The organism is Cupriavidus sp. C3SS-1, assembly GCF_057073755.1.
Genome location: NZ_CP172699.1, coordinates 411,928 through 432,825 on the forward strand (window position 1 = coordinate 411,928; position 20,898 = coordinate 432,825).

At 65.3% G+C, this 20,898-nt stretch carries 21 protein-coding genes; 16 read left to right on the top strand and 5 right to left on the bottom strand.

Annotated elements, in window-relative coordinates:
* Positions 1-47 precede the first annotated feature (47 nt).
* Both ACIGJC_RS01965 and ACIGJC_RS01970 read left to right on the top strand, forming a co-directional pair.
* Entirely contained in the window at positions 48-1,298 is a 1,251-nt protein-coding gene (locus ACIGJC_RS01965) for an MFS transporter (RefSeq protein WP_483710353.1), read from the top strand.
* A gap of 268 nt (positions 1,299-1,566) precedes the next feature.
* Positions 1,567-2,100, top strand: a complete 534-nt coding sequence (locus tag ACIGJC_RS01970) for a single-stranded DNA-binding protein (protein ID WP_483710354.1) — start codon at positions 1,567-1,569, stop codon at positions 2,098-2,100.
* A gap of 125 nt (positions 2,101-2,225) precedes the next feature.
* On the opposite strand, the gene arsH is transcribed toward ACIGJC_RS01970, so the two are convergent.
* From arsH to ACIGJC_RS01995, 5 genes are read right to left on the bottom strand one after another with little or no spacing between them, the layout of a single operon-like run.
* The gene (gene arsH / locus ACIGJC_RS01975) at positions 2,226-2,990 is read right to left on the bottom strand and encodes an arsenical resistance protein ArsH (protein WP_483710355.1); all 765 of its coding nucleotides are present in this window, start codon (positions 2,988-2,990) and stop codon (positions 2,226-2,228) included.
* On the bottom strand, positions 2,987-3,409 hold the full coding sequence (gene arsC, locus ACIGJC_RS01980; protein WP_483710356.1) for an arsenate reductase (glutaredoxin): 423 nt from the start codon (positions 3,407-3,409) through the stop codon (positions 2,987-2,989). The genes arsH and arsC overlap by 4 nt, the downstream gene beginning before the upstream one ends.
* Before the next feature lie 9 nt (positions 3,410-3,418).
* Entirely contained in the window at positions 3,419-4,489 is a 1,071-nt protein-coding gene (gene arsB, locus ACIGJC_RS01985) for an ACR3 family arsenite efflux transporter (RefSeq protein ID WP_483710357.1), read from the bottom strand.
* The gene (locus ACIGJC_RS01990; RefSeq protein ID WP_483710358.1) at positions 4,482-4,637 is read right to left on the bottom strand and encodes a hypothetical protein; all 156 of its coding nucleotides are present in this window, start codon (positions 4,635-4,637) and stop codon (positions 4,482-4,484) included. Before ACIGJC_RS01990 ends, arsB begins: the two co-directional genes overlap by 8 nt.
* Before the next feature lie 3 nt (positions 4,638-4,640).
* On the bottom strand, positions 4,641-4,970 hold the full coding sequence (locus ACIGJC_RS01995; RefSeq protein ID WP_483710359.1) for an ArsR/SmtB family transcription factor: 330 nt from the start codon (positions 4,968-4,970) through the stop codon (positions 4,641-4,643).
* Between the two features lie 199 nt (positions 4,971-5,169).
* On the opposite strand from ACIGJC_RS01995, the gene ACIGJC_RS02000 reads away from it, so the two are divergent.
* From ACIGJC_RS02000 to ACIGJC_RS02065, 14 genes are all read left to right on the top strand, one after another.
* On the top strand, positions 5,170-6,423 hold the full coding sequence (locus tag ACIGJC_RS02000; RefSeq protein ID WP_483710360.1) for an alpha/beta hydrolase: 1,254 nt from the start codon (positions 5,170-5,172) through the stop codon (positions 6,421-6,423).
* A gap of 42 nt (positions 6,424-6,465) precedes the next feature.
* Positions 6,466-8,184 (top strand): AMP-binding protein, encoded by a 1,719-nt coding sequence (locus ACIGJC_RS02005; protein WP_483710361.1) that lies wholly within the window; start codon positions 6,466-6,468, stop codon positions 8,182-8,184.
* Positions 8,185-8,197: 13 nt separating this feature from the next.
* The gene (locus ACIGJC_RS02010; protein WP_483710362.1) at positions 8,198-9,067 is read left to right on the top strand and encodes a VOC family protein; all 870 of its coding nucleotides are present in this window, start codon (positions 8,198-8,200) and stop codon (positions 9,065-9,067) included.
* Positions 9,064-10,224, top strand: coding sequence for an FAD-dependent monooxygenase (locus tag ACIGJC_RS02015; protein ID WP_483710363.1), 1,161 nt, complete (start codon positions 9,064-9,066; stop codon positions 10,222-10,224). Before ACIGJC_RS02010 ends, ACIGJC_RS02015 begins: the two co-directional genes overlap by 4 nt.
* A complete protein-coding gene (locus tag ACIGJC_RS02020; protein ID WP_483710364.1) occupies positions 10,221-10,670 on the top strand; it encodes a thioesterase family protein in 450 nt (149 codons plus the stop codon). The genes ACIGJC_RS02015 and ACIGJC_RS02020 overlap by 4 nt, the downstream gene beginning before the upstream one ends.
* Positions 10,671-10,713: 43 nt before the next feature.
* Positions 10,714-11,469: a maleate cis-trans isomerase family protein gene (locus ACIGJC_RS02025; RefSeq protein ID WP_483710365.1), complete on the top strand. Its 756-nt coding sequence runs from the start codon at positions 10,714-10,716 to the stop codon at positions 11,467-11,469.
* Positions 11,470-11,546: 77 nt separating this feature from the next.
* Positions 11,547-12,806 carry an MFS transporter gene (locus ACIGJC_RS02030; protein WP_483710366.1) on the top strand — a complete coding sequence of 420 codons (1,260 nt, stop codon included), beginning with the start codon at positions 11,547-11,549 and terminating at the stop codon, positions 12,804-12,806.
* An 85-nt stretch (positions 12,807-12,891) separates the two neighbouring features.
* A complete protein-coding gene (locus ACIGJC_RS02035; RefSeq protein WP_483710367.1) occupies positions 12,892-13,698 on the top strand; it encodes a TetR/AcrR family transcriptional regulator in 807 nt (268 codons plus the stop codon).
* A gap of 359 nt (positions 13,699-14,057) precedes the next feature.
* Positions 14,058-15,023, top strand: a complete 966-nt coding sequence (locus ACIGJC_RS02040; RefSeq protein WP_483710368.1) for a Bug family tripartite tricarboxylate transporter substrate binding protein — start codon at positions 14,058-14,060, stop codon at positions 15,021-15,023.
* A gap of 40 nt (positions 15,024-15,063) precedes the next feature.
* Positions 15,064-16,242 (top strand): porin, encoded by a 1,179-nt coding sequence (locus ACIGJC_RS02045; RefSeq protein ID WP_483710369.1) that lies wholly within the window; start codon positions 15,064-15,066, stop codon positions 16,240-16,242.
* A 289-nt stretch (positions 16,243-16,531) separates the two neighbouring features.
* Positions 16,532-16,837: a DUF485 domain-containing protein gene (locus tag ACIGJC_RS02050; protein WP_483710370.1), complete on the top strand. Its 306-nt coding sequence runs from the start codon at positions 16,532-16,534 to the stop codon at positions 16,835-16,837.
* A complete protein-coding gene (locus tag ACIGJC_RS02055; RefSeq protein WP_483710371.1) occupies positions 16,834-18,495 on the top strand; it encodes a cation acetate symporter in 1,662 nt (553 codons plus the stop codon). Before ACIGJC_RS02050 ends, ACIGJC_RS02055 begins: the two co-directional genes overlap by 4 nt.
* Positions 18,496-19,022: 527 nt before the next feature.
* Complete coding sequence (locus ACIGJC_RS02060; protein ID WP_483710372.1) at positions 19,023-19,484, top strand: cupin domain-containing protein; 462 nt, start codon at positions 19,023-19,025, stop codon at positions 19,482-19,484.
* 115 nt (positions 19,485-19,599) lie between these two features.
* Positions 19,600-20,817, top strand: coding sequence for a hypothetical protein (locus tag ACIGJC_RS02065; protein ID WP_483710373.1), 1,218 nt, complete (start codon positions 19,600-19,602; stop codon positions 20,815-20,817).
* Positions 20,818-20,898 lie beyond the last annotated feature (81 nt).

A 20,898-nucleotide genomic window follows, 5' to 3' on the forward strand; every position in this document is an offset into this window, starting at 1 on the left:
ATTGCCGCCAGCGCCGGCAACCAGCCTGACCCATTCCCACGATCGCCATGTCGCCGATCCCGTCTTCTTCCCCAGATGCCGCCGTTGCCGGCGATTCCAAGACCGAGCCCCAGCGCGAACGCATGACGCGTACCGAGTTGCGCGCCAGCCTCTCGCTGGCCAGCATCTTCGCGCTGCGCATGCTGGGCCTGTTCCTGATCCTGCCGGTCTTCGCGGAGTACGCGCGCGGCCTGCCGGACGGCCATGATGCCCAGCGCGTCGGCCTGGCCATGGGCATCTACGGCCTGATGCAGGCGTTCCTGCACATCCCGCTCGGCTGGCTGTCGGACCGCATAGGCCGCAAGCCGGTCATGGTGGCGGGCCTGCTGCTGTTCGTGGCGGGCGGCCTGGTGGCCGCGTTCTCGCACACGCTGTTCGGCATTACGCTGGGCCGGGCGCTGCAGGGCACCGGCGCGATTTCCGCGGCCATCACGGCCTGCATCGCCGACCTGACGCGCGAACGCCACCGCACCAAGGCCATGGCCATGGTGGGCGGCAGCATCGGGCTGACCTTCGCGCTGTCGCTGGTGATTGCCTCGCCGCTGCTGCATGCCATCGGCATGCCGGGCATCTTCGGGCTGATGTCGGTGCTGGGCGCCGTGGCTATTATCGTGACGCTGTTCGTGGTGCCGAGCCCGCCGCCGCCGCATCCGGTCCGGCTGCCGTTCCGCCAGGTGCTGCTCAATCCGGACCTCGTGCGCCTGAACGTCGGCGTGCTGGCGCTGCACGCCTCGCAGGTTGCCATGTTCATGGTGGTGCCCGCCATGCTGGCCGACGCGGGCATGCCGCTCGACCAGCACTGGAAGGTCTACCTGCCGGTGGTGCTGGTGTCCTTCGTGCTGATGCTTGGGCCGATGATGGCGGCGGAGCGCTATGGCCGCGTGCGGCCGGTGCTGCTGAGCGCGGTGGGACTGATGACCGCGGTCCAGTTGCTGTTCGCCGCGGTGCACGGCCTGTGGGCGATTGTCGTCGTCCTGCTGTTTTTCTTTGTCGCCTTCAACGTGCTGGAGGCCATGCAGCCGTCGCTGGTGTCGCGCTACGCCGCCGCCTCGCGCGGCGCTGCGCTCGGCGTGTACAACACCACGCAGGCGCTGGGCCTGTTCCTGGGCGGCGTGGTGGGCGGCTGGCTGCTCAAGCATGAAGGGCGCAGCGCCGTGTTCGTGGGTTGCGCGGTGGTGCTTCTGGTCTGGCTTATAATCGCCTGGAGCATGAAGCCGCCGCCGGCCAGGGGGCAGGCAAGTCCACAGGCGGCAGCCTGAAGCGGTGTCAGCCGCATCACTTTGCAACAGTTTCTGGCCGAATATGGCCTAGCATGACCGCGCCTCCCGACTATCTGGCCGGGGGCGCGTTGTTCGTTTACGTTGTCGCTTTTGCAGTCGTCACATCGTCACGAGCGTCGCAATGGCTGCGGGATCCTGGCAGTGGATGGCCCCGTGGTCGCCGCAGCTGCAGCAATCCGATTCAATCTACATACTGAGCGTATGCCACGCTTTTCAGCACAGCGCGTGGCTTTTGGAGAACTATCACATGGCATCGGTCAACAAAGTCATTCTCGTCGGGAACCTGGGCGCGGACCCGGAAACCCGTTACATGCCCAGCGGCGACGCCGTGACCAATCTGCGCCTGGCAACCACTGACCGCTACAAGGACAAGCAGTCCGGCGAAATGAAGGAAGCCACCGAGTGGCACCGTGTCTCGATGTTCGGCAAGCTGGCCGAAATCGCGGCCCAATACCTGCGCAAGGGCTCGTCGGTCTATATCGAAGGCCGCATTCGCACCCGCAAGTGGCAGGACCAGAGTGGCCAGGACAAGTACAGCACCGAAATCGTCGCCGACCAGATGCAAATGCTGGGCGGGCGCCAGAGCGCTGGTGGTGGCGGCGATGAAGGCGGCTACGGCGGTGGTGGTGGCGGCGGTGGCTACAGCCGTGAAGCGTCGGGCGGCGGCGGCTACGGCGGCGGCCGCGGTCAGGGCGGCGGTGGCCAGCAAGGCGGTGCGCGCCGTCCGCAACAGGCACCGTCGAACGGCTTCGAGGATATGGACGACGATATTCCGTTCTAATGGTCCGTAAGCAAAAAGTGTAAAGATCGACCCCGCCTTCGAGCGGGGTTTTTCTTGTGCGCCAGCACGGGCGCACTCTTGTGGGTGCAAGTCCCACCGTAAGCGGATCACAGGCGGACCTGGATCTATTCCACTTCACCGCTATCGGTGTCTCCGTTCCGGGCTTCGCCCTCGTGGCTCATGGCGGCTGCAGCCAGCGTCGTCGCGTTGGCAGGCGCTGCCTCCCTGCGCTCGCTGTAGCGGTCGGTCAGGTAGTCGCTGCGGTCACGCACCAGCAGCGTGAACTTGTAGAGCTCCTCCATGACGTCGACCACGCGGTCATAGTAGGACGACGGCTTCATGCGGCCGTTGGCGTCGAACTCCTGATACGCCTTGGCAACCGACGACTGGTTAGGAATGGTCACCATGCGCATCCAGCGACCCAGCACGCGCAGCGCGTTGACGGCGTTGAATGACTGCGAGCCACCGCACACCTGCATCAACGCCAACGTGCGGCCCTGTGTCGGGCGAATGCCGCCAATCTCCAGTGGCAGCCAGTCGATCTGGTTCTTGAAGACGGCGGTCAGGGTGCCGTGGCGTTCCGGGCTGCACCAGACCTGGCCCTCCGACCACTCGGAGAGCTTGCGCAGCTCCACCACCTTCGGATGATCGGCAGTGACGCTGTCCGCCATCGGCAGATCGCGCGGATCGAACACGCGGGTTTCCGCCCCGAAGTGCTGGAGAATCCGTTCGGCTTCCTGCACCAGCAGGTGACTATAGGACGTCTCGCGCAGCGAGCCGTAAAGCAGAAGGATGCGCGGCGGGTGGGTGCTGACGCGTGCAGGCTCCAGCTTGTGGAGATCCGGCGTGTCGAATACCGCAGGAGCAATGTTGGGCAGCTCCCCGGTCATTGGATCCTCCGGCCTTGCGTGTCGACCACGGCCTCGCCGTCTTCCTTGGTGAAAGCGCCTTGCTGAGGCGCCGGCAGGATGTCGAGTACGAGTTCCGACGGCCTGCACAGCCGCACACCAAGTTCGGTGACGACGAAGGGCCGGTTGATCAGGGTCGGATGGGCCAGCATCGCATCAAGCAACTGGTCATCGGTCAGCGCCGAATCGCTAAGGCCAAGCTCGGCAAAGGGCGTGCCCTTCTCGCGAATGGCTTCGCGCACGGTGAGCCCGGCATCGCGGATCATTGCCTGCAAGGTCTGCCGGTCAGGCGGCAAGGTCAGGTACTCGATGACGGTTGGCTCGATGCCCGCATTGCGGATCATGGCCAGTGTGTTGCGCGACGTGCCACAGGCCGGGTTGTGATAGATGGTGACGGTCATGGGAATTCCTCAGTGCGATTCGTACCAGTCCTGCGAGCGGTTGACGACGCCGACGACAAACAGCATCACGGGGACTTCGATCAGCACGCCGACGACGGTGGCGAGCGCCGCGCCGGATTGGAAGCCGAACAGGCTGATGGCCGTGGCCACCGCCAACTCGAAGAAGTTGCTCGCGCCAATCAGCGCCGATGGGCCGGCCACGCAATGAGCCACGCCGAGCTTGCGGTTCAGCAAATACGCCAGGCCGGAGTTCAGCAAGACCTGGATCAGAATGGGCGCGGCCAGCAGCAGGATGATCAGTGGCTGTTCGACGATGGCATTGCCCTGGAAGCCGAACAGCAGCACAAGCGTCGCCAGCAGGGCGGTGATCGAGTAGGGACCGAGGGCACCGACCACGCGTTTGTAGGTGACTTCGCCCCGTGCCAGCAACGTCTTGCGGATGACCTGCGCGATCAGCACCGGCACCACAATGTAGAGCGCGACCGACGTGATGAGCGTGTCCCATGGGACAGTGATCGACGACAGCCCCAGCAGCAGCGCGACGACCGGCGCGAAGGCCACGACCATGATGGCGTCGTTGAGCGCCACCTGCGACAGCGTGAAGTACGGATCGCCCTTGCAGAGCTGCGACCAGACAAAGACCATCGCCGTGCAGGGCGCCGCCGCCAGCAGGATCAGGCCGGCGATGTAGCTGTCGAGCTGGTCGGCTGGCAGCCAGCCTGCGAACAGATGGCGCACGAAGATCCAGCCCAGGAACGCCATCGAGAACGGCTTGACGAGCCAGTTGACGAAGAGCGTCACGCCGATGCCTCGCCAGTGGCCCGCCACCTGGCCCATCGCGCCGAAATCGATCTTGATCAGCATCGGGATGATCATGACCCAGATCAGCACGCCGACCGGCAGGTTCACCTGTGCGACTTCCATGGCACCGATGGTCTGAAAGACGCCCGGCAGCCATTGGCCGAGCAGGATGCCGGCGACGATGCAGAGCGCCACCCAGATGGTCAAATAGCGCTCGAAGAAGCCAATTGCGCTGGGTTGCGGCGCCTCGGCCGAGACGGGAGTGATCAGTTCAGACATGGTGCAGGTTCAAGGCGAGCGCGTGCGTCCTCAGGACTGGCATGGGCGCGTCGGGAGAAACTCGGCAGCAGCCGGATTCGGGCGTGCGGCGGGCGGTGTTGGCGGATGGCTTCGGCGTGACGCCGACATGGACGTGGAAGCGTTGCATGGCTTAGGACGCCGTGGCGACGGAACAAGAGGACACTGGCGAACATGGATTGCCACCACAGCAGTTCTCCGTGAGATAGCCGAGCAGGGCATTCATGGTCTCGAAGCGAGCCATGTAGATGATCGACCGGCCCTCCTGGCGGCTCGCCAGCAGTCCGGCGCGATGCAACTCCTTTAGATGGAACGACAGCGATGACGCCGGCATCGCCATCAGTTCGGCAATGCGGCCAGCCGGCAGGCCGTCGGGGCCGGCCTGCACGAGCAGACGGAACACGGCCAGGCGGATGGCGTGGGCGAGCGCAGCAAGCGCTTCAAGGGCGTTATCGGTTTCCATGTTTCGAATATAGTCGAAACGTAAAAGCGTTGCAACCGTGCGTCTGTGACGGTCGGGACCAGCCGGTGCACGTGGTGGTGTATTCGATGCCGTCGGCTTCTGCGAACCGCAGACATCTCGATGCGCCGCATATTTATTTGACAGCATCTCAAATAACACCTAGATTATTGAGACGGTGACATTTATCGAAGGAGACAGCGTGACAGACCAGCGGAAGCCACAAGTGACGGCCGGCATGCGAGGCGCCTCATGGGACGCCCGCCTGATGGATCGTCCATACCAGATGGTGCCTTATGCGTTGACCACTGCCGACGGCCAGCGCACGCTTGGCTTCCTGTTCACCATGACCGGGAAGGAGAAGACAGTCGTCACGCTGATGCATCCGCGCGAGATGGCCATTACGCACTACCTCGTGCCGTTCGTGCTCGATGCCGGCTGCGCTTGCTGGGTGCAGGGTCCGCGCTCGATCGGCAATGACTTGCGCCTGGAGCATGAGATCGCGTTGTTCGATGTGGCCGCGGGCATGACCCATCTGCGCGAGCTGGGCTACGAGAACATCGTGATGCTTGGCAACTCCGGCGGCGCCGGCCTCTATACGTTCTACAACCAGCAGGCACTGACGCCGCGCGAGCAGCGCATCGCGCGCACGCCGGCTGGCCGTCCGACGAACCTGGGCGAACTGCACATGCCGGCGGTCGACGCATTCATCCTCGTGTCCCCGCATCCGGGACAGGGCAAGTTGCTGATGAGCGGCATGGATCCATCCGTCATCGATGAAGACGACCCGATGCAGACCGATCCAACCCTGGACCCGTTCTCCAAGGCCAACGGTTTTGACGCCGAAACCGGAGAGGGCCACTACGCCCCCGACTTCGTCGCTCGCTACCGGGAAGCGCAAAGCGCGCGCGTGGCCCGCATCGATGCGCGCGCCAGGGCGATGCTGCGCGCCAAGCACGAGGCGCGCACGGCGCTCAAGGCCGGCGTCGCCACGGAGGCCGATCGGCGCATGGGCGCGCATGCGCCGATCTTCCAGGTCTGGCGCACCGACGCCGACCTGCGCTCGTGGGATATCACGCTGGACCCGTCGGACCGGAAGACCGGTTCGCTGTGGGGCAGGGACCCGTTCACGTCGAACTGGGGCAGCGTCGGCTTTGGCCGCACGGTCACGCCGGAGTCGTGGCTGTCCACATGGTCGGGGCTGTCGTCGAATGCCGCACTGGACAAGACGCTGGGCACGCTGCACCAGCCCACGCTGCTGATCGAATACACCGGCGACCAGTGCACCTTCCCCGCCGATATCCGCGAGATCTACGCGCAGATTCCCGCGGCCCGCAGGCGGCACCTCCGCGTGCGCGGCAACCACCACGGCATGGCCCTCAGCCGTGAGGAACCGTCCGGCCAAAGCATCGCTGGACGGCACATCGTCGAGTGGCTGCGCGAGACGATGGCCTGAGCCGGCACCGCCGGAAAAATCCATAAAACGACAGAGGTAGACATGCTGCAACCCACCCACGTGCGCCCGTCAGTGCTGCTAGACGGCGTGCGCTATCCCGACGAAAACCGGCTGCGCCAGTATGTGGCGGACGGCTACCTGGGCACCGAGACGCTGGTCGGTGCCTTCCGCCAGTCGTTCCGCGAGCACAAGGACCGGCTCGCGCTGGCCGGGCCGGAAGGCAAGTTCACCTACCAGGCGTTCGACGAGCAGACCGACCGGCTCGGCGCCGCGCTTCTGGCACTGGGGCTGAAGCCGCTTGACCGCGCGATCTTCCAGTGCGGCAACTGCAATGAACTGCTGCTGGCCTTCTTTGGCTGCCTGAAGGCCGGCATCATCCCGCTGTGTTCGCTGCAGGCGTTCCGCAAGCTCGAGATCGGCTATCTCGGCAAGCTGTGCGACGCGCGCCTGCACTTCGTGCAGGGCGATGACCCGAAGTTCGACGACGTGGGGTTTGCCGAGGGCATGCAGGCCGAAGTGCCGAGCTTTGCCTTCATCCTGCAGGCACGTGGGACACGCCGCGGCAGCGCTGTGCTTTTGGCAGACCTGATTCGCGACATGCCGCTGGAGCGCGCGCAGGGCATCCTGGCCGAGGTCAAGCATGAGCCGTTCCAGGCCGCGGTGTTCCAGTTGTCGGGCGGCACCACGGGCGTGCCAAAGATCATTCCGCGCTTCCAGAGCGAGTACCTGTACAACATGCGCGCGGTGGCGGAATGGAACCGCTACAGCGCCGACGACGTGCTGTTTTTCCCCACGCCGTACATGCACAACCTCAACATGGGCTGTTTCTTCGGGCCGTTCCTGTTGAGCGGCGCGACCGTGACCGTGGCACCCGATCTCTCCGAGGACACGCTGCAGGCCGTGGTGCGCGACTACGAGCCCACCTGGTTCGGCGTCGCCGGTCCGATCCTGAATCGCATCGCGCCGGTGCTGCTGCGATCCACGCCGGCTGAACGGCTGCGGCGCAACTTCATCGTGCCCAAGAACGCGGCCAACCTGACGCGCCTGACGGGGTCGCCGACGCACCACATCTTCGGCATGACCGAAGGCGTGATCATGTTCACGCGTCCGGAGGACCCGCAGGAGATCCGCGAGCAATCGGTCGGCCGCCCGGTCTCGGCGGCCGACGAAGTGCGAATCGTCCACCCCGGCACCGAGGACGACGTGCCCGAAGGCGAGGCTGGCGAGGCACTGTTCCGCGGCCCGTACACCATCCGCGGCTACTACAAGTCCGAGAAGGAAGATGCCACGCGTTTCACCGCCGATGGCTTCTACCGCTCGGGCGACCTGATGTCGTCGGCCATGGTGGAGGGCAAGCGCTACTACTTCTTCCGCGGCCGAATCAAGGACGTGGTCGACCGTGGCGGCGAAAAGATCAATGCCGAGGAACTCGAGAACGTCATCAACGAACACCCGTCGGTGCTGGCGTCGGCCGTGGTCGGCATGCCCGACAAGGTCTACGGCGAACGCGTGTGCGCATTCGTCCTGCTGGAGCCCGCCGCCGCGGCAGCGGGACTGACGCTGCCGGCCCTGGCGCAGTTCCTCGAACAAGCCGGCCTTGCCAAATTCAAGTGGCCGGAGCGGCTGGAGATCATTCCCGAGTTTCCGCTGACCGCCTCCGGAAAACTCAGCAAGGTGCTGCTGCGCGACCGCATCGTGCAGCTCCTGCAAGCCGAGACGGAAAAGATGGCGGAACAAGATGCCGTTCAGCAAAGCCAGTGAATAAGGAAGAGACATGACCCAATCCACGCAAGCCGCCATTCCCGCAGTCGCGCTGCACGGCGTCCACCACACCGCGCGGCCGACCTGGAAGCTGGCCGAGACCGTGCACTTCTACCGCGACCTGCTCGGCCTGCCGCTGGTTCACGCGATCTCGGCCAAGGGCTGGGGCCCGGACAACCACGCCGATTTCCTGCACTTCTTCTTCGACAGCGGCAACGGCAGCACCATCGCCTTCTTCTACTACATCGGCACCGAGCGGCCGGACTGGCTGACGGTGCGCGAGCACTACCAGGACCGCGCCACACACACCGCGTGGCGCGTGCGCGATGAAGCCGAGCTGCTGCAATGGCGCCAGCGCGTCGAAGCCGTGGGCATTCCGCTGCGCTACCAGATCCGCCACGAGGTGATCGAATCGATCTACTTCAACGACCCCAACGGCTACCCGATCGAGATCACATGGCAGGTGCGCCCGTTCAGCGATGCCGACCAGCGCGATGCGGCGCTCACCATCGAGGCGGCGATCGAACTGGAACGGGCACGCGACGATGGCGCGGCCTTCGCGTCGATCGAGCCGGTCTGGCAGCGCAAGGCCGGCAATATCGAAGGCCACGGCGTCGACCAGGACAAGGCCTCCGTCTATGTGCTCGACGTCCCCGAGTTCGCGCCGCTGATCGACGTGGCACGCAAGACCGACGGCTACCGCACCACGTCGCTCGGCAATGGCTATGTGCGCATCGATGGCAACCCGACGCTGCAGTTCCGCCGCAAGGAACTGGGCTTCAAGCCAGCCGTGTGGTACGGCGCCCTGACCGGCGGCCTGGCGGGCGAGATCCGCCAGTTCGACATGGACGCGCTGGTGATCGCGCCGGGAGTCTCGCAATGAAAGCGACCATCATCGGCGGCGGGCCGTCCGGGCTGTTCCTCGCCATCCTGCTCAAGGAGCGCTTGTCGGATGTCGAGATCGACGTCTTCGAGCAGAACCCGGAGAACGCCACGTTCGGCTTCGGCGTGGTGCTGGCCGACACCGGCCTGGCGAACCTGCGCTCGGCATCGCCGACCGTGGTCGACCGCCTGGCCAGGGTCATGCGGTTCAACGACCAGCATGCGATCGTGTGCCACGAGCAGCCGATCGTCATGAAGAAGCCCGGTGCGGGCGGCGGCGCAATTCCGCGCATCAGCCTGCTGGAGGTGCTGCAGCAGCGCGCCCGCGAACTCGGCGTGCATGTCACCTACAACAAGCGCATCGCCGACTTCAACGCCATCGACGCGGACCTGATCGTGGGCGCCGACGGCATCAACTCGCAACTGCGCACGGCCAACGAGGCCGGCTTCGGCACCACGCGCCGCATGCTGACCAACCATTTCGCATGGTTCGGCGTCGAGAAGCCATTCCCCAGTCCGGCGCTGGTGTTCCGCAAGCATGAGGGCGGCTATTTCGTCGCGCACTACTACCCGTACTCCGACTCGATGAGCACGTTCGTCGCCGAGTGCGACCACCAGACGTGGCTCGACTTCGGCATGGAGGACATGAGCGCCGAAGCGCGGCAGGCCTTGTTCGAGCGCGTATTCGCGCCGGAGCTGGACGGCTACGCGCTGGTGTCGAACAACTCGGCGTGGCGGCAGTTTCCGGTCATCCTCAACGCGAACTGGCATGTCGGCCGCCAGGTGCTGATCGGCGATGCATTGACGAGCGCGCATTTCTCGATCGGCTCGGGCACGCGCATCGCCATGGAAGACGCCATGGCGCTGGCCGATGCCATCGTCGCGCATCCCGCCGATGTGCCTGCCGCGCTGCTGCAGTACGAAGCCGTGCGCAAGCCAGAGAAAGCCAAGCTGATCAGCGCGTCGGAGGCTTCGTACAACTGGTACGAGCACATCCGCGAGTGGATGGAACTGCCGACGCCGCACGAGTTCGTGTTCCGCTTCATGACGCGCACCGGCCGCGTGGATGCCGGCCGCCTGCGCGCGCAGTTCCCGGCGCTGATGGCGGAGCTTGCCGCCGGTGGCGTCACCGGCAACGCCGCAGTGGGTCAGCCATGATCAACGCCACGGAGTACGTGCTCGGCGAGCGCCCGTTCGTCGTCAGGCGGCGCGTGCGCTGGGGCGACTGCGACCCCGCCGGCGTGGTCTACACCGGGCGCTTCACGGACTACCTGCTGGGCGCGGTCGGACTCTATACCGCGCATATGGCCGGCGGCGACGGCAGGCTTGGCGAAGTCCACGGCGTCGGCACGCCATGCAAGGCGATGCGCTTCGAATTCATTGGCACGCTGTGGCCCGATGACGTGATCGACATCACCTGCACGGTGGAAGCCATTCGCACGCGCTCGTTCGACATCCGATGCGTGGCGCGCCGGCCCGACGGCGCGCCGGTGTTCGACGCGATGTTCTCGCCGATCTGCGTGCGCCTGGACCGCCGCGAAGGCACGCCGATCCCGGATTCGCTACGCGACGAGCTGAAACGCTTTCTTGCGCCCGCCCTCTAGCCGCAGTCTCAACCCCCCTCGAACGTTCCCGGAATTTTCAACGATGAAGTATCGAATCGGACAGATCGTGCCCAGCTCCAACCTCACGATGGAGCGCGAGGTCCCGGCCATCTTCGCCGCGCGCATGCAGGTGCTGCCGGAGCAGTTCAGCTTCCATTCCAGCCGTGTGCGCATGCACCGCGTGGTGGCCGAGGAGCTTGAAAGGATGAACCGCGACATGGGCCGCTGCGCATTGGAGCTGGCCGATGCGCGTGTCGACGTCATGAGCACGGCCTGCCTGGTGGCGACCATGTGCATGGGCATGGGCTACCACCGGCAAGTGATCGAGGATCTCGGCCAGGCGATGGCGGAGGCACCGTACCGCCCGCAGATCATGACTTCCGCGGGCGCGCTGGTCGATGAACTGAAAGACTTCGGCGCACGCCGCATCTCGCTGATGGCACCGTATAGCGACGCGCTGACCAGGTCCGTGGTCGAGTACATCGAACACGAAGGGATCGAGGTCAAGGATGCGATCAACTTCTCGATCCTCGACAACCTCGAGGTTGGCGAGCGCGATCCGCTGCAACTGCTGGAGGACGTGAAGCGGCTCGACGTCCGTGGCGTCGATACCGTGGTGCTGTCGGCGTGCGTGCAGATGCCGTCGCTGTCCGCCATCGAACTTGCCCAGCAGGCACTCGGCATTCCCGTGACCTCCACGGCCGTGTGTACGGCGCGGCAGATGCTGCGCCGGCTCGGCCTTGCCGCCACGGCGCCCGGCGCGGGCGCCTACCTCGGCAGCCAGACCGGATTGCGCTGACCGGATTGCGCTGACCGGCGCCGTTCCGATTCGGCAGCCGCCCGCAGATGGCGGCGCCAACCACCAGGAGACAAACCATGCACACCGCCCCCGATGCGCTGCCGCGCGTGTCTATCCGCATCCATGCCAGCATCATCCTTGGCGCCGCACTCGGCATGCTGGCCGGCTATGCGCCGTTGTTCAACGCCACGGCTGGCGTGTTCGTCCGGCCGCTTGCCGCCGAGTTCGGATGGGGGCGCTCGCAGGCATCGCTGTCCTACGCGGCGTCGATGTTCGGCCTGGCCATCGTCAGCCCGATCGTCGGCGCCATGATGGACCGCTTCGGCATCCGCCGCGTGATTGCGTGTTCGGCCATCGTATTCGGGCTTGCCACGTGCGCCATGGCGCTGCAGAACGGCAGCATGCTGACCTGGGTCGGGTTATCGATTGTCGTTGGGGTGTCGGGCGCCGCCACGTCGGTGCTGGGCTACCTGGCCGTGTTGCCGCAGTGGTTCGACCGGCGCCTCGGGCTGGCACTTGGCATCGCGATGTGCGGCCTCGGCGCCGGCACGGTGATCCTCCCGATGACCGCGCAGTACCTCGTGACGATGTTCAATTGGCGCACGGCTTATCTCGTCCTCGGCGCGGGCTCGGTGGTGCTGTCGCTGGCAGCGTGCGGGCTGCTGCGCGAGCGCTTTCCCGCCGGCAGCCGGGCAGGGCGGCCGGCATCGTCCGCGCCGGCCGGCGTGCCGCTGTCGGCCGCGGTGCGCAGCTATCGGCTGTGGGCGATCTGGCTGGTCTTCGTGCTCAGTTCGGCCGCCACGCTGTCGCTCGGCCCCCACCTGCCGTCGCTGTTCGCGGACCGCGGCTTCGATGCGGCCATGGCGGCTCGCAGCGCGTCGATGATGGGCGTCGGCCTGCTGTTCGGACGCCTGATGACCGGGCTGCTGATCGACCGCATTCACGCGCCGCTGGTCGCCGGCGTGTTCTTTGTTGGGGGAGCCATTGGCGTATTCCTGCTGCGCGGCTCGCACGACTACGGCACGTTGCTGATTGCGACGACGCTGATCGGCCTGACCATTGGCGCGGAGGGCGACCTGATCTCGTACCTTGTGCGTTCCTACTTCGGGCTGACCTCGTTTGGTTCTCTGTTCGGCATCGCGTTCTCGGGCTATGGGCTTGGCGCGGTGATCGGGCCGATCGGGCTCGGGGCGTGGTTCGACCGGCATGGCAGCTACGACGTGCCCTTGCTCGTGTTGCCTTGCATGTTGCTGGCGGCATCCGGCCTGGTGCTGTCGCTCGGCCGCTATCGCATCGCGCAGCGGGTCGAGCCAGCCGCGGCGGCGGCCTCCGCGTAGCAAGGCGGCGACGTGGCAGAACCGGCGAACGCGGATAGAATTGGCACACCACCAATTCCTAGCCGGCCCGCTTCGCCTCTCCATCATGCCCGCCGCACGCAAATCGCCCGCAGCCAAGGCCGCCGCACCGCAGCCGTCCAGCCCCGTACCGCGCCGGCGCGGACGTCCGCCCAAGACGGAATCGCCGATCGGCGCCGAGCCGATGCTCAGCCGCGCGACGATCCTGCAGCACGCGATCGAGCTGACCAAGACCACGCCGCTGGACCAGATTTCCATGGTGCAGCTCGCCAAGGATTTTGGCGTGGCCCCGGGGTTGATCCACTATTACCTCGGTGGCCGCGACCAGCTCGTCACCGGCGTGCTCAATGACTACTACCGCCAGCGGACACTGCGCCTGCAGCCGCTGACGGGCGACTGGCGCGCCGATGTCGAACGGATCTCGCGGCTCAGCTTCCAGGTCGCGATCGAAAACCCCGGCGTGAGCAACTATGTGGCGTCGCATAACCGGTACCGCCTGTTCCAGGATGTGCAGCCCGGTGAAACCGACTATGGCCTGGAGTTCTTCAACCGCATGACGTCGGCCTTCATGCAGGGCGATTTTTCGGCGGAGCAGGTTGCGCTGGCGTATCACCTGCTGGCGCAATACCTCGTCTCGGCCAGCATGGCCGAGGCGTCGCGGCAATTGCCGGCCTATCACCAGGCCTTTATCCAGAGCAAGCTCGACGGCGTATCGGCGGAGCAGTATCCCGGCGCACGCTTCGTCAGCAAGGCATTCTCGAAGCTGTCTTCCGACACGGCCTTTGAAGAAGGGCTGCGCATTACGCTCGACGGCATCGAAGGCTGGCCGCGCAATGCGAAGCCCGCAAAGAAGAAGGGCGCGCGCGCTGCGTAGATGGGTAGATTGTTTTCTCCCCTCTCCCGCTTGCGGGAGAGGGGCCGGGGTGAGGGCGGGCGCTTCCACGAAGTACGGCGCATCGCATCGAGACACGCCGGCCCTCACCCCAACCCCTCTCCATAAATGGAAGAGGGGAGCCAACCGGCCGGTCCTTCGTGCTTTGTCGGCAAACAGGCCCCACTTAAGCGGCCACACTCCCTCTTGCTGATTTCCTCCCACTGACTTTCGCAGCGGGCCAGGCGGTAGTGGTATCTACTTATTTGAGATGCAGTCAATAAAACTACAATGTTTATTTGAGTTCATATCAAATAAAGCGCCGGCCATTCGGGTCAGGCGCAACAGATGTCGGAGACAACATGAAGCGCCCCCTTCTTGCCCTGGCCTTGCTGGCCGGTTCCATCCTTGCGCCGATCGCGCACGCGCACGCTTATCCGGACCGGATGGTCCGCATCCTCGTCCCCTCCATTGCGGGCAGCGCGCCCGACATCATTGCGCGACAGGTGGCGGAACGCCTGGCGAGCGCATGGAAGCAGCAGGTGATCGTGGAGAACAAGCCGGGCGGCAACGGCATCGTGGCCATGAGCACATTGAAACAGGCGCCCGCCGACGGCTACACGCTCGTTCTCTTCCACGCGGCCGCTGCCGTGACGACGCCGGTGATGTACAAGGAGGCGAAGTTCGACATCCAGCGCGATACCGCCGTGGCTGCCACGGTGGCCTACACGCCGATGATGTTCGTGGCGGGCACGGACACTTCGTACAGGAACCTGTCCGACGTGCTGCGCGACGGCAAGGCGCATCCTGACGAGGTGGTGATCGGCAGTCCCACGCGCGGCTCCGTGCCGCACCTGACGGCCGAGATGATGGGCCAGCTGCAGAACACGAAATTCCGCCAGGTCAGTTTCAGTGGCACGACACAGGCAATCCAGGCCGTGGTGAAAGGCGATATCCCGGTCTACGTCGATGGCATCGCGCCGCTGCTGCCGCTCGTTCGCGCGGGGCGGCTCAGGGCGCTCGCCGTGACATCCGATGCGCCGTTGCGCGGCCTGGAAGGCATTGCGCTGGCCAAAGAGGCCGCACCGGGCTTGATCGCCAAAGGCTGGTTCACGATCTTCGCGCCGAAGGGCACGCCCATGCCGGTGCTCGACCGGATCAATGCGGCAGTCAACCAGAGCCTGTCTCAGCAAGCCTTCATCGATCGCCTGAAAGACCTCGGCACATATCCGATGCCGATGTCGCGCGCGGACGGTGCTCGTTTCATCGACGCGGAGAAGGCCCGCTGGGAGAAGGTGATCTCTGACGCCGGCGTGAAGCCCGAATGAGTGCAGCCCGACACATCACAACAACAGAGGAGAAAGCAGAGTGAGATTCCATCGATTTGCAGCCGCCGCCGTGGCGCTTGCCAGTTCCTGTCCCGCGTGGGCCCAGTCAGGCGTCACGCTCTATGGCGTGGTCGATGCGAGCATCGAGTATGTGAGCCATGCCGGCGCCGTGCCGACGGCCGTCAACGGGTTCAACCCCGGGCCCGCGCATGACGTGGTGCGGCTGACATCGGGCGGCATGTCGGGGTCGCGCTGGGGCATTCGCGGCGTCGAGGACCTTGGCGGCGGCACGCAGGCGGTCTTCGTATTGGAAAGCGGCTTCAACGCCGATACCGGCACGTCGCAGCAGACTGGCCGCCTGTTCGGCCGCCAGGCCTTCGTCGGCATCAAGAACGCGCGGTACGGGCAACTGAGTCTGGGCCGCCAGTACACGTCATTGTTCGACAGCATCGTCAATTTCGTGCCGGCGTATTTCGCCACGGAATACGAGCCGATCACGCTGTTCACCGGCGCCAATTTCCGCGAGGACAACACCATCAAGTACACCGGCAACTTCGGTGCGTTCAGCGGTGTCGCGCACTATTCCTTCGGCACCGGCGTGGCACTGCCGCAGGCGGTCCCGTCCGGGTTCGCGCTCGGCGGCGCCGGCGAAGTCCCGGGGCAGGCGCGGCGCGACAGCGCGTGGGGCGCGTCGCTGGCGTACACGGGCGGATCGCTCTGGGCCGCGCTGGCCTACGACCAGTTCAACCCGACCATCAGCACGCCGGCCAGCACGAGCAGCGGCACCTTCCGCAAGGCCACCGCGGCGCTCAGCTACAACCTGCCGTGGGGCCGCGTCATGGGCGGCTATCGCTGGGGGCAGAACAAGACCGCGGCGGGGGTCACCGCCGTGCGGGACGACTTCTTCTGGATCGGTGGCGTCTACCAGGTGACGCCGGCATTTACGCTGACGCTCGAGTACGACTACGACAAGGTCAGGAACGTGTTCGGCAATACCAGTGTGGCCAATCCGTGGCAGCTCAACCTGATCGCGGACTACAGCCTCTCCAGGCGCACCGACGTCTATCTGTCGGCGGCGTATGCGAAGCACGCCGGCCTGATGCTCGACTCGGCATCGATCGCGTTCGCGAACAGCCTGGCGCTCGGCAACAGCTATGTGCTCGGCAACGGCGCCACGTCGATGGTCGGCGTTGCGCTCGGCATGCGGCACAAGTTCTGATGCTTACGGCTTGCTGACAGCGGTGCGCGCTGTCAGCGGCGTGCCTGCCGCGCATGTCCGTTGCCGCACTTGCGCGCATGCGCGCCGCTGCCAGTGCCGTCGCAGTCTCCTTCGCGCGCGTCATCTACGTGTTTTCCCCGGTACGAAGACCTGTCCCGTGTAAGAAGCAGGTAAGGGGCAGGCCTTACCTTATCGTCACGGACCGGGGCTGAGACCACCGCGCATGCGCTGCTGGCGCATGCACTGTCAGCCCACGGCAAGGCCGTAGCACGATTGGCAGGAGACACAGATGAACGAAGAACTGGTCGCAAGACTGAAGGCCAACCCGACGTATCGCGAGCTTGTGCAGAAGCGCTCGCGGCTCGGCTGGGCGCTGACCGCGGTGATGCTCGTGATCTACTACGGGTATGTACTTTTGATCGCCTTCGACAAGGACCTGCTCGCCACGAAGACAGGCGCGGGCGTGATGACATGGGGCATGCCGATCGGCCTGTTCGTGATTATCTTCACCGTGGTCATCACCGGTCTCTATGTTCGCCATGCCAACCACGCCTATGACGAACTGACCGAGCAGATCAAGCGGGAGGTGGCATGAAAGCGAACCACGCAATCCTCGCCAGCGGCACGCTGCTGCTTTCGACGGCCGCGCTGGCGGCAGGGGGCGACCTTGGGCAGGCGGTCAAGCAGCCGACCAACTGGACCGCCATCGGCATGTTCGTGCTGTTCGTGATCGGCACGTTGTTCATCACCAAGTGGGCGGCCAAGCGGACCACGTCGGCCGCGACGTTCTACACGGGCGGCGGCGGCATCACGGGCTTCCAGAATGGGCTGGCGATTGCCGGGGACTTCATGTCCGCGGCATCGTTCCTGGGCATCTCGGCGGCGGTCTATGCCAACGGCTATGATGGCCTGATCTATTCCATTGGCTTCCTGGTGGGCTGGCCGGTCATCACGTTCCTGATGGCCGAGCGGCTGCGCAACCTTGGCCGCTTCACCTTTGCCGACGTCGCCGCGTACCGCTTCAAGCAGGGACCGATCCGCGCCTTCGCGGCATCGGGCACGCTGGTGGTGGTGGCGTTCTACCTGATCGCGCAGATGGTCGGCGCGGGCCAGCTCATCAAGCTGCTGTTCGGCCTGGAGTACTGGGTCGCGGTGGTGATCGTCGGCGCGCTGATGATGGTGTACGTGCTGTTCGGCGGCATGACCGCCACCACGTGGGTGCAGATCATCAAGGCCTGCCTGCTGCTTGGCGGCGCCACGTTCATGGCCTTCATGGTGCTGGCCCAGTATCACTTCAGCCCCGAGGCGCTGTTCGCCAAGGCGGTGGAAGTCCATGCCAAGAAGGACTCGATCATGAGCCCGGGCAACTTCATCAAGGACCCGATCTCGGCGATCTCGTTCGGCATCGCGCTGATGTTCGGCACCGCCGGCCTGCCGCACATCCTGATGCGCTTCTTCACCGTGCCCAACGCCAAGGAAGCGCGCAAGTCGGTGTTCTGGGCGACCACGTGGATCGGCTACTTCTACATCCTCACGTTCATCATCGGCTTCGGCGCGATCGTGCTGGTCGGGACCAACCCGAGCTTCCAGGACGGCAGCGGCAAGCTGCTTGGCGGCGTCAACATGGCGGCGGTGCACCTGGCCAGCGCGGTGGGCGGCAACGTGTTCCTCGGCTTTATCTCGGCCGTGGCGTTTGCGACGATCCTGGCGGTCGTGGCCGGGCTGACGCTCGCCGGCGCGTCGGCCGTGTCGCACGACCTGTACCAGACCGTCTTCAAGCACGGCAAGGCAACCAGCACCGAGGAACTGCGCGTGTCGAAGATCACGACGATCGTGCTGGGCATTGTTGCGGTGGTGCTGGGCATCGTGTTCGAGAAGCAGAACATCGCGTTCATGGTGTCGCTGGCGTTCGCCGTCGCGGCCTCGGCGAATTTCCCGGTGCTGTTCATGTCGGTGCTGTGGAAGGGCTGCACCACGCGCGGTGCGACGATCGGCGGCTTCCTCGGGCTGCTGTCTGCGGTCGTGCTGACCGTGCTGTCGCAGGCAGTCTGGGTAGACGTGTTCCACTTCAAGGATGCGCCGTTCCCCTACACCTCGCCGGCGCTGTTCTCGATGACGATCGGCTTTGTCGGCATCTGGATCTTCTCGCTGACGGACAGTTCCACACGCGCTCGCGTGGACAAGGCGGGCTTCGAGGCGCAGGAGCTGCGTTCGGAGACCGGGATTGGCGCAGTCGAAGGAGCGTCTCACTGACAACGCCGGGTTAACGGGGCGAGGACGATCGCGCTTTGCCCGCTAACGCTTTCATCATGGCCCGCGCCGGCTCAATGCGCGGGCCTTTTTCTTGGTGTACGCCCGGCAGGACGCACTGACTTGGGGGTGAAAGTTCCTGACACACCCGGCAAGGGGAAGTGTTAGCAAGAGACAAGGGTTTCCCGGGTGACCGGGAGTCTGACACAAAGTGACTCGCCGGCTACGCAGCGAAACGGCGCGCATGCCAAGCACCATCACGAGAATGAATCCCTTGAGCCCGGCCAAGGGCATGATCGCGATGAACGGTGCCACCTACCGTGGAACAGATCGGGCTAGCTCGGTCCGCACGCACATAAGGTGTGCGCGGCGCGGGGCGTCTGCTATCTTGGTTCGAGGATCAGCAACGTCCCGCCGTCGGCTGCATCAACCAATACGGGCGCTGGCCCCGCGCGCAACCGACGACGCCGGTGGTCACTTCTGCAGACAGCACAGGCCCCAGGGGCCTGCGTTGCCGGAGGCAACCGACCATGAAGCCGCAACCCTTCGCAGTGACTCCCGACGCGCATGCGCGCGCGCTCAACGTGGTTGGAGAGAAGATCACGGTGCTGGCGCCAAACACCGCCACGCAAGGCTATGAGGTCTTCCTGCAACAGGGCGAAGAGGGCAGCGGACCGCCGCCGCACTGCCACGACTGGGACGAGTCGTTCTACATCACGCGCGGCACCATCGACATCGGCTACGACGACCAGGTCATCACCGCCACGCCGGGGACCTTCGTGCATGTGCCTGCCGGCACCATGCATCACTTCAGGTTCGGTGTCGGCGGTGGCGAGATGATCTCCGTCACCAGCCAGGGTGGCATGGCTTCCCGCCTGTTCACCCGGATCGACGAAGAGATCCCGCCCGGCCCGCCCGATATCGCCAGGCTGCTCGCGGTCGCAAGCGAGTGCGGCGTGACGGTCGCGGCCGGCGATTCACCGCACGCCTGAGCCCCTGGCCATGACGACCGGCACGGACTGAATCCGCCTTCGGGTCTTGCCGGCTCGACGCGTTCCGCCACCCCCGGTAATAATCGCGGCATCGCCAAACTTCGGGGGTGGTGCGATGTGGCCTGTGCTGGCATGCAAGCGGATGCTGCTGTCGTCGATCGGGAATCTGCCCGGCAACGCAGGGTTGGCGGCAGTGTCCGTGACGATCGCCGTGCTGCTGTCGACGGCAGCGGGCGCCGCGGACTTCGGCAGCAAGGGCGGCCCCGAACCTTCCAATCTCGTGGAAATCGCCGATGCCCTGCGCGCCGATCCCTATGACCTCGAGCTGTTGATCAGCTTCGGCACTTCCAAGGGCGGCTCCGCCGGCCACATTGCCTTGGCCATTCGCGACCAGGTTCCCGGCGATGATGTCGTCTATTCGGCCAACTTCTATGCCGACCGCGACGCCAGGCACGCGGCGGGCCATTACACCGATGACCTGATGGTCGCCATCCCGAAGCAGGAATACCTGTTCAGGACGGTCTCCTCGGTGGCGCCTACGGCCTCGTTCGGCCTGGACTTCGGCGAGATCTACAAGCGCTCGGTGATCGGCGTACGCGTGCACGGCGTGCCCGCGAGCGACAAGGCCGCGCTGGTTGCCTACTTCCGGCGCATCAATGACGATTACCACGGGCGCGCCCGGAACACCGAGTATCACCGGGGCGAGATCCGGTATGACTACTTGCGCCTGAACTGCGCCAAGACCATTGGCGCGGCATTCCGGTATGGCGCCGGCTACAAGGACCTGGCGGTGACGAGCGCCAGGATCCTGTCCGGACGCCGGGTGGTCGCCGCCGCCAACGCCAACGTTCCGACCGAGATGGCGATGAAGCTCATCCGCGAGTGGGGCGCGCGCGGCTACGCCATGGATGTCGTGCTGTACAAGAAGTATGGCGGATCGACCTATGTGGACCCGCTGGAGGAAGACCAGGTCGCCTTCAAGGATTTGCCCAATCGCTTTCCGTCGGTCCTGTCGCTGGATTTCCGCCGGGAGCAGGGCGCCTACAAGGACTTCGACAACCTCTATGCCATGTATCTGCTCTATAACATGGGCCGGTACAGCGTGCGCGTCGACGAGCAGACGTTGCGGCTCGAAATCGAGAAAGAGAAAGCCCCGATGGCCTATGCCGATGCCGCCGAGCTTGCCAAGCGTAACGCCAGGTCGGACAGCCGGAATTTCCGGCGCGGCGTCCTGTTCCGCCCGCTGGGTACCAGGGTGGGGGAGACGCCGGACAACACGCATCTTTATGATTATTCGGCGCAGGATGAAAAAGAGGGGAAGACCGCGCCATAGCGCCTGGATGCCGGCGCAGGCGCGCCGCGCCGTGAAATACCGCGACATCTTTTCCACGGCGACAGGCGCGGGATGTCCTCC

What these genes read in the sequence shown, in the direction of transcription:
- ACIGJC_RS01990 (WP_483710358.1), bottom strand. Translation starts at nt 4,637, where the DNA reads ATGCAACGCTTCCACGTCCATGTCGGCGTCACGCCGAAGCCATCCGCC.
- ACIGJC_RS02030 (WP_483710366.1), top strand. Translation starts at nt 11,547, where the DNA reads ATGCACACCGCCCCCGATGCGCTGCCGCGCGTGTCTATCCGCATCCAT.
- ACIGJC_RS01995 (WP_483710359.1), bottom strand. Translation starts at nt 4,970, where the DNA reads ATGGAAACCGATAACGCCCTTGAAGCGCTTGCTGCGCTCGCCCACGCC.
- ACIGJC_RS02020 (WP_483710364.1), top strand. Translation starts at nt 10,221, where the DNA reads ATGATCAACGCCACGGAGTACGTGCTCGGCGAGCGCCCGTTCGTCGTC.
- arsB (WP_483710357.1), bottom strand. Translation starts at nt 4,489, where the DNA reads ATGTCTGAACTGATCACTCCCGTCTCGGCCGAGGCGCCGCAACCCAGC.
- ACIGJC_RS02040 (WP_483710368.1), top strand. Translation starts at nt 14,058, where the DNA reads ATGAAGCGCCCCCTTCTTGCCCTGGCCTTGCTGGCCGGTTCCATCCTT.
- ACIGJC_RS02060 (WP_483710372.1), top strand. Translation starts at nt 19,023, where the DNA reads ATGAAGCCGCAACCCTTCGCAGTGACTCCCGACGCGCATGCGCGCGCG.
- arsH (WP_483710355.1), bottom strand. Translation starts at nt 2,990, where the DNA reads ATGACCGGGGAGCTGCCCAACATTGCTCCTGCGGTATTCGACACGCCG.
- ACIGJC_RS02025 (WP_483710365.1), top strand. Translation starts at nt 10,714, where the DNA reads ATGAAGTATCGAATCGGACAGATCGTGCCCAGCTCCAACCTCACGATG.
- ACIGJC_RS02050 (WP_483710370.1), top strand. Translation starts at nt 16,532, where the DNA reads ATGAACGAAGAACTGGTCGCAAGACTGAAGGCCAACCCGACGTATCGC.
- arsC (WP_483710356.1), bottom strand. Translation starts at nt 3,409, where the DNA reads ATGACCGTCACCATCTATCACAACCCGGCCTGTGGCACGTCGCGCAAC.
- ACIGJC_RS02005 (WP_483710361.1), top strand. Translation starts at nt 6,466, where the DNA reads ATGCTGCAACCCACCCACGTGCGCCCGTCAGTGCTGCTAGACGGCGTG.
- ACIGJC_RS02010 (WP_483710362.1), top strand. Translation starts at nt 8,198, where the DNA reads ATGACCCAATCCACGCAAGCCGCCATTCCCGCAGTCGCGCTGCACGGC.
- ACIGJC_RS01970 (WP_483710354.1), top strand. Translation starts at nt 1,567, where the DNA reads ATGGCATCGGTCAACAAAGTCATTCTCGTCGGGAACCTGGGCGCGGAC.
- ACIGJC_RS01965 (WP_483710353.1), top strand. Translation starts at nt 48, where the DNA reads ATGTCGCCGATCCCGTCTTCTTCCCCAGATGCCGCCGTTGCCGGCGAT.
- ACIGJC_RS02035 (WP_483710367.1), top strand. Translation starts at nt 12,892, where the DNA reads ATGCCCGCCGCACGCAAATCGCCCGCAGCCAAGGCCGCCGCACCGCAG.
- ACIGJC_RS02015 (WP_483710363.1), top strand. Translation starts at nt 9,064, where the DNA reads ATGAAAGCGACCATCATCGGCGGCGGGCCGTCCGGGCTGTTCCTCGCC.
- ACIGJC_RS02065 (WP_483710373.1), top strand. Translation starts at nt 19,600, where the DNA reads ATGTGGCCTGTGCTGGCATGCAAGCGGATGCTGCTGTCGTCGATCGGG.
- ACIGJC_RS02055 (WP_483710371.1), top strand. Translation starts at nt 16,834, where the DNA reads ATGAAAGCGAACCACGCAATCCTCGCCAGCGGCACGCTGCTGCTTTCG.